The organism is Pseudomonas sp. E1BtOHC1 (assembly GCF_058744285.1).
This window is the reverse complement of sequence record NZ_CP196023.1, coordinates 520,455-534,337: the sequence shown is the minus strand read 5'-3', so window position 1 is coordinate 534,337 and position 13,883 is coordinate 520,455. Positions and strand designations below refer to the sequence as shown.

Annotated in this window: 12 protein-coding genes; 4 read left to right on the top strand and 8 right to left on the bottom strand. The window is 62.8% G+C overall.

Annotated elements, in window-relative coordinates; genetic code table 11:
- Positions 1 to 208 precede the first annotated feature (208 nt).
- The gene (locus ACSSVC_RS02490) at positions 209 to 1,582 is read right to left on the bottom strand and encodes a COG3014 family protein (RefSeq protein WP_492611961.1); all 1,374 of its coding nucleotides are present in this window, start codon (positions 1,580 to 1,582) and stop codon (positions 209 to 211) included.
- Positions 1,583 to 1,824: 242 nt separating this feature from the next.
- Between ACSSVC_RS02490 and ACSSVC_RS02485 the strand changes: the two genes are divergently transcribed.
- Positions 1,825 to 3,723 carry an FTR1 family protein gene (locus ACSSVC_RS02485; protein ID WP_346633351.1) on the top strand — a complete coding sequence of 633 codons (1,899 nt, stop codon included), beginning with the start codon at positions 1,825 to 1,827 and terminating at the stop codon, positions 3,721 to 3,723.
- A gap of 82 nt (positions 3,724 to 3,805) precedes the next feature.
- Complete coding sequence (locus ACSSVC_RS02480; protein ID WP_346633350.1) at positions 3,806 to 4,261, top strand: YaiI/YqxD family protein; 456 nt, start codon at positions 3,806 to 3,808, stop codon at positions 4,259 to 4,261.
- Positions 4,262 to 4,303: 42 nt separating this feature from the next.
- On the opposite strand, the gene elbB is transcribed toward ACSSVC_RS02480, so the two are convergent.
- Entirely contained in the window at positions 4,304 to 4,972 is a 669-nt protein-coding gene (gene elbB / locus ACSSVC_RS02475) for an isoprenoid biosynthesis glyoxalase ElbB (protein WP_346633349.1), read from the bottom strand.
- Between the two features lie 49 nt (positions 4,973 to 5,021).
- Positions 5,022 to 5,648, bottom strand: coding sequence for a DedA family protein (locus tag ACSSVC_RS02470; protein WP_346633348.1), 627 nt, complete (start codon positions 5,646 to 5,648; stop codon positions 5,022 to 5,024).
- Positions 5,649 to 5,855: 207 nt separating this feature from the next.
- On the opposite strand from ACSSVC_RS02470, the gene hemB reads away from it, so the two are divergent.
- Both hemB and ppk1 read left to right on the top strand, forming a co-directional pair.
- Positions 5,856 to 6,869, top strand: coding sequence for a porphobilinogen synthase (gene hemB, locus ACSSVC_RS02465; RefSeq protein WP_060841658.1), 1,014 nt, complete (start codon positions 5,856 to 5,858; stop codon positions 6,867 to 6,869).
- Positions 6,870 to 6,887: 18 nt separating this feature from the next.
- Entirely contained in the window at positions 6,888 to 9,101 is a 2,214-nt protein-coding gene (gene ppk1 / locus ACSSVC_RS02460; RefSeq protein ID WP_346633347.1) for a polyphosphate kinase 1, read from the top strand.
- Positions 9,102 to 9,272: 171 nt separating this feature from the next.
- On the opposite strand, the gene ppx is transcribed toward ppk1, so the two are convergent.
- The 5 genes from ppx to ACSSVC_RS02435 all read right to left on the bottom strand — a co-directional run bounded on the left by ppx (position 9,273) and on the right by ACSSVC_RS02435 (position 13,773).
- Positions 9,273 to 10,775, bottom strand: coding sequence for an exopolyphosphatase (ppx, locus tag ACSSVC_RS02455; protein WP_346633346.1), 1,503 nt, complete (start codon positions 10,773 to 10,775; stop codon positions 9,273 to 9,275).
- A 154-nt stretch (positions 10,776 to 10,929) separates the two neighbouring features.
- On the bottom strand, positions 10,930 to 11,664 hold the full coding sequence (locus ACSSVC_RS02450; protein ID WP_346633345.1) for an amino acid ABC transporter ATP-binding protein: 735 nt from the start codon (positions 11,662 to 11,664) through the stop codon (positions 10,930 to 10,932).
- Positions 11,651 to 12,301 carry an amino acid ABC transporter permease gene (locus ACSSVC_RS02445; protein WP_346633344.1) on the bottom strand — a complete coding sequence of 217 codons (651 nt, stop codon included), beginning with the start codon at positions 12,299 to 12,301 and terminating at the stop codon, positions 11,651 to 11,653. Before ACSSVC_RS02445 ends, ACSSVC_RS02450 begins: the two co-directional genes overlap by 14 nt.
- Positions 12,298 to 12,966, bottom strand: a complete 669-nt coding sequence (locus ACSSVC_RS02440) for an amino acid ABC transporter permease (protein WP_213665230.1) — start codon at positions 12,964 to 12,966, stop codon at positions 12,298 to 12,300. The genes ACSSVC_RS02445 and ACSSVC_RS02440 overlap by 4 nt, the downstream gene beginning before the upstream one ends.
- Before the next feature lie 21 nt (positions 12,967 to 12,987).
- Entirely contained in the window at positions 12,988 to 13,773 is a 786-nt protein-coding gene (locus tag ACSSVC_RS02435; protein WP_404937880.1) for a transporter substrate-binding domain-containing protein, read from the bottom strand.
- Positions 13,774 to 13,883: the final 110 nt, after the last annotated feature.

Sequence of the window (13,883 nt, the reverse complement as noted above, 5' to 3'; positions counted from 1 at the left end):
TTCCCTGAATGAGACAGCCTGGCGTGCGGGTCGGGCTGGACGAACCCACTGGCAGGAACAGCGGCTATCCTGCCAATTCCTCATAAAAAGAGGAGCTTAAATGCCGTCTCGCGATAACGAGGGCGCGGCATTATAAACGCGGAGTCTGGCGCTGTAATGGCTTTTTAACTTCAATTTGATTGGTGTTTGCCACTATGTGAGCCGCTGCTCATTGGTTGCCGAACCAGGCCGCCAGCGGGTTCTTTTCCAGGGGGGCAGGGGCGATGACGAACAGCTGATCACCCACGCGCCGCAGGCTGATGACCTGGTAGCGCTGGTCCAGCTTGAAGCGCAATTGGCCTGTCTTGCCCAGGGTCAGTCTGTGTTGGCCTTTTTTCAGGCGCAGGCGAGTCACTTGGGTGGTGTCGGGGAGGGTGCGCCAGGTGCGGGTGTCGGCATCTTCTATCAGCACGTTGAGACGCTGACGTTCCTTGGCCCGTTCCGGGTCCTTCTTCAATTGCTGGGCCTGGAAGGATGCGTAGGACTGGGCGCGATAGGTGGTACGCAGGATGATCCCCGGCATATCGTCACGCAGGGCGCGGCGGGACATGGCGCTGACACTGTTGAGGGCTGTCAGCGTCTGTTTGCGGCCATCCACACTGATCTGGCCCAGGGCGCTGGTGGAGTGATCGGCCACCATGATCGGAAAGGACATCAGTGTGGGGATCGGCTGACCCTCGATGTCCACGGTCACCGGCAATTGCACCGAGCCGCGGGCGGGTGCCAGGCCGTTTTGCACGATGATCAGCAGGTCGCTTTCGTCGGCCTTGGCGGTCGCCCGATCGAGGCTGCCCAGGGCCTGCTCCAGCAGCGGAGTATGGGGGCGCAGCTCGATGGCCTGGCGATAACCGGCGGCGGCCAGGGCTTTTTCCCCCAGGGCTTCGTAGAGGTAGCCGGCCAGGTAATGGCTGAAGGCGCTCTGGTAGCTGTTTTTCAGCGCCAGCACTTCGGGGGCGTCCAGGGTGGCGACCGGATAGCCCTGCAGATCCTGGTAGCGCACGTTGATGCCCTGGTTGCGGGCCTGCTCTTCGAGTTGCAGGTATTGCTTGTCCCGCAGCTCGGCGATCAGCGCTTCGCGCTCATGGGTTTTCTTGATCTCGATGCGCGCGCCGTCGAAGTCCTGCAGGGCCAGGTGGTTGATCGCCATCTGGGTGGTGAGCATGACCTTTTCGTAGTCGTAGCCTTCGTAGCGCCGGACCTTGTCGTTGATCAGGTAGCTACCGAATTGGGCCAGGTATTTGGCGCTGTCGAACTTCACCGATTCCTCCCAGGTGAACACCACCCGGTCGGCCCGGCGCCAGGCCAGCTGGCTGCCAATCAAGTCGCCCTTGGCCCGCAGCAGCTCGCCTTTCTCGAAGTAATAGAGCAGGTCCTTGTCTTGCCAGGGATTGTGCTGTTCCAGCAGGTCCAGGGCGCCGTCGACATTGCCTGCTTGCAGTTGCTGGTTGGTCTGTTGCAGCTCCAGGTCGTAGTTGCGAAAGATCGAACAGCCGCTCAACAGCAGCAGGATCGACATCAGCAAGGGTATGAGACAGCGGGTCATAGATGGTGTTTCTTCCCTGAACGAGACCTGCAAGAGGTGGCGCATTATCAGTGGCAGGCAGTGGGCAGGGAAGGGCTATCGGGTCGTGGTGGCCGGCTTGAGCGCTTGTCGCACGGTCGGCGGGCGGGTGCCGTTGGGCAGTCGGTGGTCGGCGCAAGTGTTTCAACAGGCGGATAAGCCTTGAGTGAAACTCACTGGGAGTGAACAATATGTTACTTCGTATTTCCATTTGAGATTCGTTCATGACTGGCCCTTCCCGTTTACTGGCATTGCTGGTGCTGCCGGTACTCGCGCTCTGCAGCTCCAACCTGCTGGCCGATACCGTCGATGGCGCGCCCAAGGCCCTGCATCTGCTGGATTACATTGGCGCCGATTACCCGCCCACGGTTGACGCCGGCAAGGTCATCGACGAGTCCGAATACCGCGAGCAGGTGGAGTTTCTTGGAGTCCTGCAGGGGCTGATCGCCGACCTGCCGGCCAAGCCGGAGAAAGCCGAACTGGAGCAGGGCATCGTCAGCCTGCGCAAGGCGGTGGACGATCGCGTCGAGGGTAGCCAAGTGGCACGCCTGGCGCGGCAGATGGGGGCCAAGCTGGCGGTGGCCTATGAGGTCAGTCAGGCACCGGTCATCACCCCGGACCCTGCTCGTGGTGCGCCGCTGTATGCCCAGCATTGCTCGGTCTGCCACGGGGAGAAAGGCGCTGGCGATGGTCCGGCAGGTGTGGGCATGACTCCGCCGCCGGCCAACCTGCGGGATGCCGAGCGTCTTGATCGCCTGAGTCTGTACGCGGTCTACAACACCCTGGGGCTGGGTGTCGAAGGCACCGACATGCCGGCCTTCGCCGATCAGTTGGATGACCGTCAGCGCTGGGACCTGGCCACCTACATCGCCGGGTTCAGCGCCGATCCTGCAGCGGCCAAGGGCGAGCAGAGCTTTAACCTGGCCGACCTGGCCCGGCAGACACCTGCTGAAGTGCTGGCCGCCCAGGGGCCGCAGGCAGCCGCTACGTTCCGCGCGCAGCGGGCCCAGCCGCCTCAGGTCAAGCGTGGCCCGGCGCAGTTGTTGGACTACACCGCTTCGACCCTGGACAAGAGCCTCGCGGCCTATCGCAACGGCGACCATGAGCAAGCCTACGATCTTTCGGTAGCGGCTTATCTGGAAGGTTTCGAGCTGGTGGAAAGCTCCCTGGACAACGTCGATGCCACAGTGCGCAAGGACACGGAGAAGGCCCTGATGGCCTACCGGCAGTCATTGCAGGACGGGCTGCCAGTGGCCCAGGCTGAACAGCGCCTGGACGCCGCCAAGGCCAAGCTCAAGGCGTCCGCCGAGTTGTTGGGTGGCGACAGCCTGAGCTGGTCCCTGAGCTTTATCTCCGGTTTGCTGATCCTCCTGCGCGAAGGCCTGGAAGCCATTCTGGTGCTGGCGGCGATCCTTGCGTTCCTGCGCAATACCGGCCAGCAATCGGCGGTGCGCAGTGTCAACGTCGGTTGGGGGCTGGCCCTGTTGGCCGGTCTGGCCACCTGGGCCCTGGCGGCCTATGTCATTGATGTCAGCGGGTCCCAGCGGGAGCTGCTGGAGGGGGCCACGGCGTTGTTCGCCAGTGTCATGGTGTTGTGGCTCGGGGTGTGGATGCACGACCGCCGGCATGCAGCGGCCTGGCAGGATTACATCAAGAGCAGCCTGGTGGGCGGCGGCGGACGTTTCGGCTTTGCCGTGCTGGCGTTCTTCTCGGTGTATCGCGAGCTGTTCGAGGTGATCCTGTTCTACGAGACCCTGTGGCTGCAGGCCGGTCCCGCCGGGCATAACGCGGTACTGGCCGGTGGTGCCACCGCTCTGGTGTTGCTGGTGGGCCTGGCGTGGGTGATCCTGCGAGGCTCGGCCAAGCTGCCTCTGGCGCTGTTCTTCGGCATCAACGCGGCGCTGTTGTGTGCCTTGTCGGTGGTATTTGCCGGGCACGGGGTCAAGGCGTTGCAGGAAGCGGGCATCTTCGGCACCCGGCCGGTACCCTTCTTCGACTTCGACTGGCTGGGCATTCATGCTGATGCCTACTCGCTGGGGGCTCAGGCCGTGGCGATCCTGGCGATCGTGGTGCTGTACAGTCGCAGCCGCATGAGTGAGAAGCAGCGACTGCGCGCGTCTTGAGTCGGCAGCGTCGCTGATCGCGGGCAAGCCCGCTCCTGCGGGGGCTGGCTTGCCCGTTTTGCATTTTGTGAGGAGAACATCAATGCGTGTCTGGATCGATGCCGACGCTTGCCCCAAGGCGGCCAAGGAGCAGGTGGTGCGCTTTGCCTTGAAGCGTCAGTTCGAGGTGGTGCTGGTGGCCGGGCAAGCGCAGATCAAGCCGGCCTTTGCCTGCGTCAAATTGATTGTGGTGCCCAGTGGCCCGGATGCTGCCGACGATTATCTGGTGGAGCATGCAGTGCCCGGTGAACTGGTGATCTGCAGTGATGTGCCGTTGGCCGATCGTTTGGTGAAAAAGGGTGTGTCGGCCCTGGACCCGCGAGGCAAGGAGTTCGATGCGCAGAACATGGGGGAGCGCCTGGCGGTGCGTAATCTGTTCACCGATCTGCGGGAGCAGGGGCAGGTCAGTGGCGGGCAGGCGCCTTATGGCGAGCGGGAGAAGCAGGCGTTCGCCAATGCCCTGGACCGGATTCTGACCCGGCTGGCGCGTCAGGCCTGATGGAGGAGCCAGCGGCTCCTCCTGAAGTGGGGGGCTAGGGGATTACTGCTCGCCTTCGTGGGTCAGTTCCAGCACCCGGTCTACCAGTTTGTTGATCCCGGCGGCGGCTTCGCTGATGGATTGCGCCAGCATGTAGGCGGGGGTGCTCACCAGTTTGCGCGCCTTGTCTTCGACGATGTCGCCCACTGCGCATTCGGCGTGGCTGGCGCCCATCTTGCCCAGGGCTGCGGCGGTATCGGCATCGTTGCCGATGGTACAGGTCACGCCAGGACCATAGATTTTCGCCGCCAGGGCCGGGGCGATGCACATCAGGCCCACCGGCTTGCCCGCTTCGGCAAAGGCTTCGGCCAGGGCCAGGACGTCCGCCTGGACTGTGCAGGCCGCGCCTTCGGTGGCAAAGCTGGAGAGGTTCTTGGCCGCACCGAAACCGCCGGGCACGATCAGCGCATCGAAGTCTTCGACATTGGCCTCGCGCAGGTCCTTGACCTGGCCGCGAGCAATGCGCGCCGACTCCACCAGCACGTTGCGGGTCTCGGGCATGGCTTCGCCGGTCAGGTGGTTGAGCACATGCATCTGCGGGATGTTCGGGGCAAAGCACTGCACCTGGGCGCCGCGCTGGTCGAGGCGCAGCAGGGTAATCACGCTTTCGTGGATCTCGGCACCGTCGAACACGCCGCAACCGGAAAGGATCACTGCAACTTTTTTGCTCATGGTTTTTCTCCAGGTTCAGGGTGCTGACAGCATGCCAATGACCGGCGTGTTACTCCACTGGTGTCGTCGGAGCCTTGGCCTTGTCCTGTTCGGCGGCTTGTTCGGCTTCATAGATCTGCTTGGCCAGGCGGGCGTTCTTGAAGCGCCGCCGCAGCCACAGGCCGAAACCCAGTACCAGCAACGCGCCCAGCACCCACAACTCGTACTTCTTGATGCTGCCGAGCATGCCTTCCATGACGGCGCCGAAGTGGTACGCCGCCGAAGCCAGGGCTACCGCCCAGATGGCTGCGCCAATACCGTTGAGCAGCAGATAGCGGCCCGGCGGATAGCCGGACAGGCCAATGGCCACCGGCATCACGGTACGCAGGCCATAGACGAAGCGGAAGCTCAGCACCCAGATATCCGGATGCTTGCGGATATGTTCCAGCGCCCGATCGCCCATCATCTGCCAGCGCGGTTTGCGCGCCAGCAACTTGCGGCCATGCTTGCGCCCCAGGAAGTACCACAGCTGGTCACCGGCGTAGCTGCCGAAGAAGGCAACCACCATCACCAGGTTGATATCCATGTATCCGCGGAACGCTAGAAACCCGGCTAGAACCAGAATGGTTTCGCCTTCGAAAAACGTGCCGAGAAAGAGGGCGAAGTAGCCGAAATCCTGAAGAAATTGTTGGAGCATTGTCTGGATGCTGGCGAAATGAACGCGCAGCCTACCCCTTCGACGACGTTCGGGAAAGTATCGAAATGTGTCTCGACGTGAACAATTGGGCCAATGACAATGAGTGTTGCTGCCGGTCAACAGCTTGAGCACAACTGTCATCTGTTCGTCATAATGCCCGCTTATAACTGTCACGCTCGCCCGCCAGCGCGGGCCCTGGAGTCCGCCGTGAGCTTTACCCCTGCCAGCCGCCTGTTCCCTGCCACTCGCCTGCGGCGTAACCGTCGTGATGATTTCTCGCGCCGTCTGGTGCGCGAAAACCGGTTGAGCGTGGACGACCTGATCCTGCCGGTGTTTGTGCTCGACGGTGAGAATCGCCGCGAGGCGGTGGCCTCGATGCCGGGTGTGGAGCGCTTGACCATTGACCTGTTGCTGGAAGAGGCGGCGCACTGGGTCGAGCTGGGGATTCCGGCCCTGGCGCTGTTCCCGGTGACGCCGGCCGGGCTCAAGTCCCTGGATGCGGCCGAGGCCTGGAACCCTGAAGGTATTGCCCAGCGCGCCACCCGCGCCTTGCGCGAACGCTTCCCGGCGCTGGGCGTCATCACCGACGTGGCCCTGGACCCGTTCACCACCCATGGCCAGGACGGGATCCTCGACGAACAGGGTTATGTACAGAACGACATCACCGTTGATGCCCTGGTGCGTCAGGCCCTGTCCCACGCCGAGGCCGGAGCCCAGGTGGTGGCACCGTCGGACATGATGGACGGGCGGGTCCAGGCGATTCGCGAAGCCCTGGAGCTGGCGGGGCATGTCAATGTGCGGATCATGGCCTACTCGGCCAAGTATGCCAGTGCCTACTACGGCCCCTTCCGCGATGCGGTGGGCTCGGCGCTGAACCTGGGCAAGGCCGACAAGGCCTCGTACCAGATGGACCCGGCCAACGGTGACGAAGCCCTGCATGAAGTGGCGGCGGACCTGGCTGAAGGGGCGGACATGGTCATGGTCAAACCGGGCATGCCGTACCTGGATATCCTTTTTCGGGTCAAGGATGAATTCAAGGTGCCGACCTTTGTCTATCAGGTCAGCGGCGAATACGCCATGCACATGGCGGCGATCCAGAATGGTTGGTTGGGTGAAGGGGTTATTCTTGAATCCCTGACCGCTTTTAAACGTGCAGGTGCCGATGGCATCCTGACTTACTTTGCCGTTCGTGCTGCTCAATTGTTACGAGAGCAAAAATAGCCCTCCCAGGAACACGCGATGAATACTGAAGGACTCTCAGAAGTTGCCGTAAAAGACGCTCAGCCGGTGGTCGAGCAAGTGGTTGAAACCCCGCCGGAGCTCGAGCCCGCGCCCGTGGTGGCCGAGGCGCAACCGACGCCGGCCATTGTCATTCCCAACCTGGATGACAGTAGCCTTTATATCCACCGCGAGCTGTCGCAACTGCAGTTCAATATCCGTGTGCTGGAACAGGCGCTGGACGAGTCCTACCCGCTGCTGGAACGCCTGAAGTTTCTGCTGATCTTCTCCAGCAACCTGGACGAGTTCTTCGAGATTCGCGTCGCGGGTCTGAAGAAGCAGATCACCTTTGCCCGGGAACAGGCCGGTGCCGACGGCCTGCAACCGCACCAGGCTCTGGCCCGCATCAGCGAGCTGGTACATGGTCACGTCGATCGCCAGTACGCGATCCTCAATGACATCCTGCTGCCGGAACTGGAGAAGCATCAGATCCGCTTCATCCGTCGCCGTCACTGGACCACCAAGCTCAAGACCTGGGTCCGGCGCTTCTTCCGCGACGAGATCGCGCCGATCATCACCCCCATCGGCCTCGATCCGACGCACCCGTTCCCGCTGCTGGTGAACAAGAGCCTGAACTTTATCGTCGAGCTGGAAGGCATCGATGCCTTCGGTCGCGATTCCGGCCTGGCAATCATCCCGGCGCCGCGCCTGCTGCCGCGGATCATCAAGGTCCCGGAAGAAGTCGGCGGCCCTGGCGACAACTATGTGTTCCTCTCGTCGATGATCCACGCCCACGCCGATGACCTGTTCCAGGGCATGAAGGTGAAAGGCTGCTATCAATTCCGCCTGACCCGTAACGCCGACCTGGCGGTGGACACCGAAGACGTCGAAGACCTGGCCCGCGCACTGCGCGGCGAGCTGTTCTCCCGTCGCTACGGTGATGCGGTGCGTCTGGAAGTGGCTGACACTTGCCCGAAACACCTGTCGGACTACCTGCTCAAACAGTTCAACCTGCACGAGACCGAGCTCTATCAGGTCAACGGTCCGGTGAACCTGACGCGGTTGTTCAGCATCACCGGCCTGGACAGTCATCCGGAGCTGCAATACACCCCGTTCACCCCGCAGATCCCGAAACTGCTGCAGAACAGCGAGAACATCTTCAGCGTCATCAGCAAGCAGGACATCCTGCTGCTGCACCCGTTCGAGTCCTTCACCCCCGTGGTCGACCTGCTGCGCCAGGCCGCCAAGGACCCGCATGTGCTGGCGGTGCGCCAGACCCTGTACCGCAGCGGCGCCAACTCGGAGATCGTCGACGCCCTGGTGGACGCGGCGCGCAACGGCAAGGAAGTCACCGCGGTGATCGAGCTGCGTGCGCGTTTCGATGAAGAGTCCAACCTGCAGATGGCCAGCCGTCTGCAAGCTGCCGGCGCGGTGGTGATCTACGGCGTGGTGGGCTTCAAGACCCACGCCAAGATGATGCTGATCCTGCGTCGCGAGGCGGGTGAAATCGTGCGTTACGCGCACCTGGGTACCGGCAACTACCACGCGGCCAACGCCCGCCTGTACACCGACTACAGCCTGCTGACCTCCGACGATGCCCTGTGCGAAGACGTCGGCAAGCTGTTCAGCCAGCTGATCGGCATGGGCAAGACCCTGCGCATGAAGAAGCTGCTGCATGCGCCGTTCACCCTGAAGAAGGGCATGCTCGACATGATCGCCCGGGAGACCCAGTTCGCCCTGGACGGCAAGCCGGCGCACATCATCGCCAAGTTCAACTCGCTGACCGATCCGAAGATCATCCGCGCGCTGTACAAGGCCAGCCAGTCCGGCGTGCGCATCGACCTGGTGGTGCGGGGCATGTGCTGCTTGCGTCCGGGAATTGCCGGGGTTTCCCACAACATCCATGTGCGCTCCATCATCGGTCGCTTCCTGGAGCACACTCGGGTGTTCTACTTCCTCAACGGTGGCGAGGAGCAGATGTTCCTTTCCAGTGCCGACTGGATGGAGCGCAACCTCGACAAGCGGGTCGAGACTTGCTTCCCGGTGGAAGGCAAGAAGCTGATCCTGCGGGTCAAGAAAGAGCTGGAAAGTTATCTCACCGATAACACCCACAGCTGGAGCCTGCAGTCCGACGGTCGTTACATCCGCAACACGCCGACCGGCAACCAGAACCCGCGCAGTGCCCAGGCGACCCTGCTGGAGCGACTCGGCAGCCCGGTGTTGCCAGTGCGCTAAGCGCTACAGGCGCCAATGAAAAAGGCCAGCCCGATCACCGGGCTGGCCTTTTTTTGTGCAGCTTGCAAGAGGCTGTAGGGGCTGGCTTGCCAGCGAAGGCGGCCTTGAGAACTATGCAGGGTTTCCCGGTCTCTTCGCCGGCAAGCCGGCTCCTACAGGTCTGTGGCGGGGTCAGCGGACGTTGAGCACGATGCCGACCCGGGTCAGCCATTCGGCTTCAAGAGCGAAGTCGGCCTGGGTCAGCTGGTTTTCATCCAGCCAGTTTTCCGGGAACTCCACATCCAGATGATCGCCTTCGGCGCTCAGGCTCACCTGAGGCATCTGCTGGGTGCCACGGATGTGATGGAACAGGATGGCGAAGCGCAGCAGCACGCAGAGGCGGATCAGCTTGATGCCGTCATCGCCGAACTCGGCGAATTTCTCCTTGGGAATGTTGCGGCGGTGGCCGCGCACCAGCAGGGCCAGCATCTGCTGGTCTTCCCGGGAGAAACCAGCCAGGTCCGAGTGCTCGATCAGGTAGGCGCCATGCTTGTGGTAGTGGTAATGGGCGATATCCAGTCCCACTTCGTGAACCTTGGCGGCCCAGCCCAGCAGCTCGCGCCAGACACCGTCCTCCAGGTCCCAGTCCGCCGCCACCTGATCGAAGGCGCGCAGGGCCTTGCCTTCGACGCGGGAGGCCTGCTCCAGGTCCACGTGGTAGCGCTCCATCAGCGAGCCGAGGGTGCGTTCACGGACGTCTTCATGGTGGTGGCGGCCCAGCAGGTCGTAGAGCACGCCTTCACGCAGGGCGCCTTCGCAGTGGTCCATGCGCTGCAGTTCCAGGGCGTCGAAGATCGCTTCGAGAATCGCCAGGCCGGCGGGGAAGATCGCCCGGCGATCGGGCTTGATGCCTTCGAAGTCGATCTTCTCGGCATCACCGAGCTTGAACAGTTTGCGCTTGAGCCAGGCCAGGCCTTCGGCATTGACTTCGCCGCTGCCCTGGCCGCCGGCCTTGAGGGCCAGGCCAATGGCACGGATGGTCCCGGAGGAGCCGATGGCTTCGTCCCAGGTCAGGCGATGCAGGGCATGCTCGATGCTCATGATCTCCAGCCGCGCTGCGGTGTAGGCCTGGGCGTAGCGGGCGGGGGTGATCTTGCCGTCGCGGAAGTAGCGCTGGGTGAAGCTGACGCAGCCCATCTGCAGGCTTTCCCGCAGCAGGGGCTCGAAGCGCTGGCCGATGATGAATTCGGTACTGCCGCCACCGATGTCGGCCACCAGGCGCTTGCCCGGGGTATCGGCGAGGGTGTGAGACACCCCGAGGTAGATCAGTCGGGCCTCTTCACGGCCGGAGATGACCTCGACCGGGTGGCCGAGAATCTCCTCGGCCCGGCGAATGAACTCACCGCGGTTGCGGGCTTCACGCAGGGCGTTGGTGCCGACGATGCGCACTGTGCCCGGCGGCATGCCATTGATCAGTTGGGCGAAGCGCTTGAGGCAGTCGAGCCCGCGCTGCATGGATTCTTCGTTGAGCTGGCGTTCTTCGTTGATTCCGGCGGCCAGTTGAACCTTTTCACCGAGCCGCTCGAGAATGCGGATTTCACCGTTCCGGGCCTTGGCCACGACCATGTGAAAGCTGTTGGAGCCCAGATCGATCGCGGCGATCAGGGACAGATTCTTGGCTTGGGATTGGGGCATGGTTGGGGGTCTCGGTCGATAACCTCGCCATCCTGCCACGATCAACGGCTCGCGCCAACGCGCAGTGTCCAATGCGTTGATTCAACGCATAAAACCCTCGGCAGGCTGCGCTGTCGCTGTTCGCCGGCCAGCCGGCTCCTGCGACACGGGAGCCTCAAGCCTGTTCGGTGCTGCCAATGAAGTTCGCCAGCTCGGCGGTCTGCGGATGAGCGAACAGCTGCTTGGGATCTCCCACTTCATGCACTTTGCCCTGATGCATGAACACCAGCTTGTCGCCCACTTCTCGGGCAAAGCGCATCTCATGGGTGACCATGATCAGGGTCATGCCGTCCCGGGCCAGCTGACGCACCACGCTGAGCACTTCATTGACCAGTTCCGGGTCCAGGGCCGAGGTGATCTCATCGCACAACAGCACCTTGGGCGACATCGCCAAGGCTCGGGCAATGGCAACCCGCTGCTGCTGGCCGCCGGACAATCGATCCGGAAAGGCATCGAACTTCTCCGCCAGACCGACCCGGGCCAGCATCTGCCGCGCCAGTTCGGCAGCCTGGGCCTTGGGCACTTTCTGCACCACTTGCGGGGCCAGCATCACGTTCTCGCCCACGGTCAGGTGAGGGAACAGGTTGAACTGTTGGAACACCATGCCGACCTTCTGTCGCAGGCTGCGCAGATCGGCGCGGGCGGCGTCCAGGTATTCCCCATCGACCTCGATCACGCCATCGTTGATCGACTCCAGGCCGTTGAGGGTACGCAGCAGGGTGCTCTTGCCCGAGCCGCTGCGACCGATGATCGCCACTACCTGGCCCTCCTCGATGCTCAGGTCGATGCCTTTGAGCACATGGTGCTCGCCGTAATATTTATGCAGGGCGGAAATTCTAAGCAGAGGCATGCAGTCTCCTTTCCAGGTAGCGCGCGCTGAGGGACAGGGGGTAGCAGAGCAGGAAGTAGCCGAGGGCCACCAGGCCGTAGACCATGAAGGGCTCGAAGGTGGCATTGGCCAACATGCCGCCGGTCTTGGTCAGCTCGGTGAAACCGATGATCGAGGTCACCGCGGTGCCTTTGACCACTTGCACCGAGAAACCCACGGTGGGTGCCACGGCGATGCGCAGCGCTTGAGGCAGGATCACGTAGCGCAGCTGTTCATAGGGATTGAGCGCCAGGCTCGACGAAGCTTCCCACTGCCCGTGGGGGATCGATTCGACGCAGCCGCGCCAGATCTCCGCCAGGTAGGCGCTGGTGAACAGGGTCAGGGCGATGGCGGCCGCCAGCCAGGGCGAGATATCCACACCCAGCAAGGCAATACCGAAGAACACCAGGAACAGCTGCATCAACAGCGGCGTGCCCTGGAACAGTTCTATATAGGTGCGGGCGAAGGCGCAGGCAAAGGTCTTGTCGGAGATCCTCAGGGTCATGACCAGCAGGCCGATCACACCGCCGCCGACAAAGGCCACCAGGGACAGCAACAGGGTCCACTGCAAGCCGCTGAGCAGGTTGCGCAGGATGTCCCAGAAGGTGAAGTCGCTCATCGGCCGTTCCTCAGGATGTAGCGCTGGCCGAACCAGTTCAGCAACTGGCGGATGAGCAGGGCCATGCACAGGTAGATCAGGGTGGTCAGGGCGTAGGTTTCAAAAGCGCGGAAGTTGCGCGACTGGATGAAGTTGGCGGCGAAGCTCAGTTCCTCGGTGGCGATCTGCGAGCACACTGCCGAGCCCAGCATGACGATGATGATCTGGCTGCACAGGGCCGGCCAGACCTTGCCCAGGGCCGGCAGCAGCACCACGTGGCGAAAGGCTTCGAAGCGGCTCATGGCCAGGGCCGCTGCGGCCTCCAGCTGGCCCTTGGGAATCGCCTGGATGCCGGCACGGATGATTTCCGTGGAGTAGGCACCGAGGTTGATCACCATCGCCAGCACCGCCGCCTGCCACTCGGAAATCTGCAGGCCCAGGGATGGCAGCCCGAAGAAGATGAAAAACAACTGCACCAGGAACGGCGTGTTGCGGATCAGCTCGACGTAGACGCCGAAAATCGCCGCCAGGGGCTGGATCTTCCAGGCCCGCACCAGGGCCCCGGCTATCCCCAGGCTGACCCCCAACAGGGTGCCTATGGCGGTCAACTCCAGGGTGAATAGGGCGCCGCGCAGCAGCAGGCCGGTATTTTCCAGCACCGGCAGGAAGTCGAACTGATAAGCCATGCTCAAGCTCCGGGGCGACGATCAGAGGTCAGCCGGCAGTGGCTCTTTGAGCCACAGCTGGGAGTTCTTCTCCAGGGCGCCGTCAGCCTTGGCGGCACTGAGGATCTGGTTGACCTTGTCCAGCAACTCCGGCTGGTTCTTGTTGACGCCGACGTAGACCGGGGAGTCCTTGAGCTTGATCTTCATCGCCGGAATGCGTTTGGGATTGCGTTGGCTGATGGCGACCATCACCACGTTGCCGCTGGCGATCAGGTCCACCTGGCCGGCAAGGTAAGCGGCGATGGTGGAGTTGTTGTCCTCGAAGCGCTTGATGATCGCGCCTTGTGGGGCCACGGCGCTCAGCTCGATGTCCTCGATGGCGCCCCGGGTGACGCTGATGGTCTTGCCCTTGAGGTCGTCGAGGCCGGCGATGGCCGCGTCGGGCGCGCCGAAGACTGCGAGGTAGAAGGGCGCATAGGCCTTGGAGAAATCGATGACTTTCTCCCGCTCCGGGTTCTTGCCGAGGCTGGAGATCACCAGGTCCACCTTGCCGGTGGTGAGGAACGGAATGCGGTTGGTGCTGTTGACCGGGGTCAGCTCCAACTTGACCTTGAGCTGCTCGGCCAGCAGGCGCGCGGTGTCGATGTCCAGGCCACGGGGCTGCATGTCCGGGCCTACCGAGCCGAAGGGCGGGAAGTCCTGAGGCACCGCGACCTTGAGGGTGCCGCGGGCCACCACGTCGTCCAGGGCATTGGCCTGGGCCGGGGCCTGGGCCAGCAGCAGGCTGGCAAACAGGGCAGAGAGCAGGGCGCTGCAGCGTTTGGTCATGGCGAATCTCCGCAAGTCGTGGGAAGTGATTTCTGTGTGGCGACAGAGCACAGGCCATGCCAACACGCGGAAAAGGTCCTGGAAATACGGGTTTTACTGGCTTCTGTCGG

Bases quoted from the DNA above. Each gene is read 5' to 3' on its own strand.
- ACSSVC_RS02440 (WP_213665230.1), bottom strand. From the start codon at position 12,966: ATGGCTTATCAGTTCGACTTCCTGCCGGTGCTGGAAAATACCGGCCTG.
- ACSSVC_RS02480 (WP_346633350.1), top strand. From the start codon at position 3,806: ATGCGTGTCTGGATCGATGCCGACGCTTGCCCCAAGGCGGCCAAGGAG.
- ACSSVC_RS02490 (WP_492611961.1), bottom strand. From the start codon at position 1,582: ATGACCCGCTGTCTCATACCCTTGCTGATGTCGATCCTGCTGCTGTTG.
- ACSSVC_RS02450 (WP_346633345.1), bottom strand. From the start codon at position 11,664: ATGCCTCTGCTTAGAATTTCCGCCCTGCATAAATATTACGGCGAGCAC.
- ACSSVC_RS02435 (WP_404937880.1), bottom strand. From the start codon at position 13,773: ATGACCAAACGCTGCAGCGCCCTGCTCTCTGCCCTGTTTGCCAGCCTG.
- elbB (WP_346633349.1), bottom strand. From the start codon at position 4,972: ATGAGCAAAAAAGTTGCAGTGATCCTTTCCGGTTGCGGCGTGTTCGAC.
- ppx (WP_346633346.1), bottom strand. From the start codon at position 10,775: ATGCCCCAATCCCAAGCCAAGAATCTGTCCCTGATCGCCGCGATCGAT.
- ppk1 (WP_346633347.1), top strand. From the start codon at position 6,888: ATGAATACTGAAGGACTCTCAGAAGTTGCCGTAAAAGACGCTCAGCCG.
- ACSSVC_RS02445 (WP_346633344.1), bottom strand. From the start codon at position 12,301: ATGAGCGACTTCACCTTCTGGGACATCCTGCGCAACCTGCTCAGCGGC.
- ACSSVC_RS02485 (WP_346633351.1), top strand. From the start codon at position 1,825: ATGACTGGCCCTTCCCGTTTACTGGCATTGCTGGTGCTGCCGGTACTC.
- ACSSVC_RS02470 (WP_346633348.1), bottom strand. From the start codon at position 5,648: ATGCTCCAACAATTTCTTCAGGATTTCGGCTACTTCGCCCTCTTTCTC.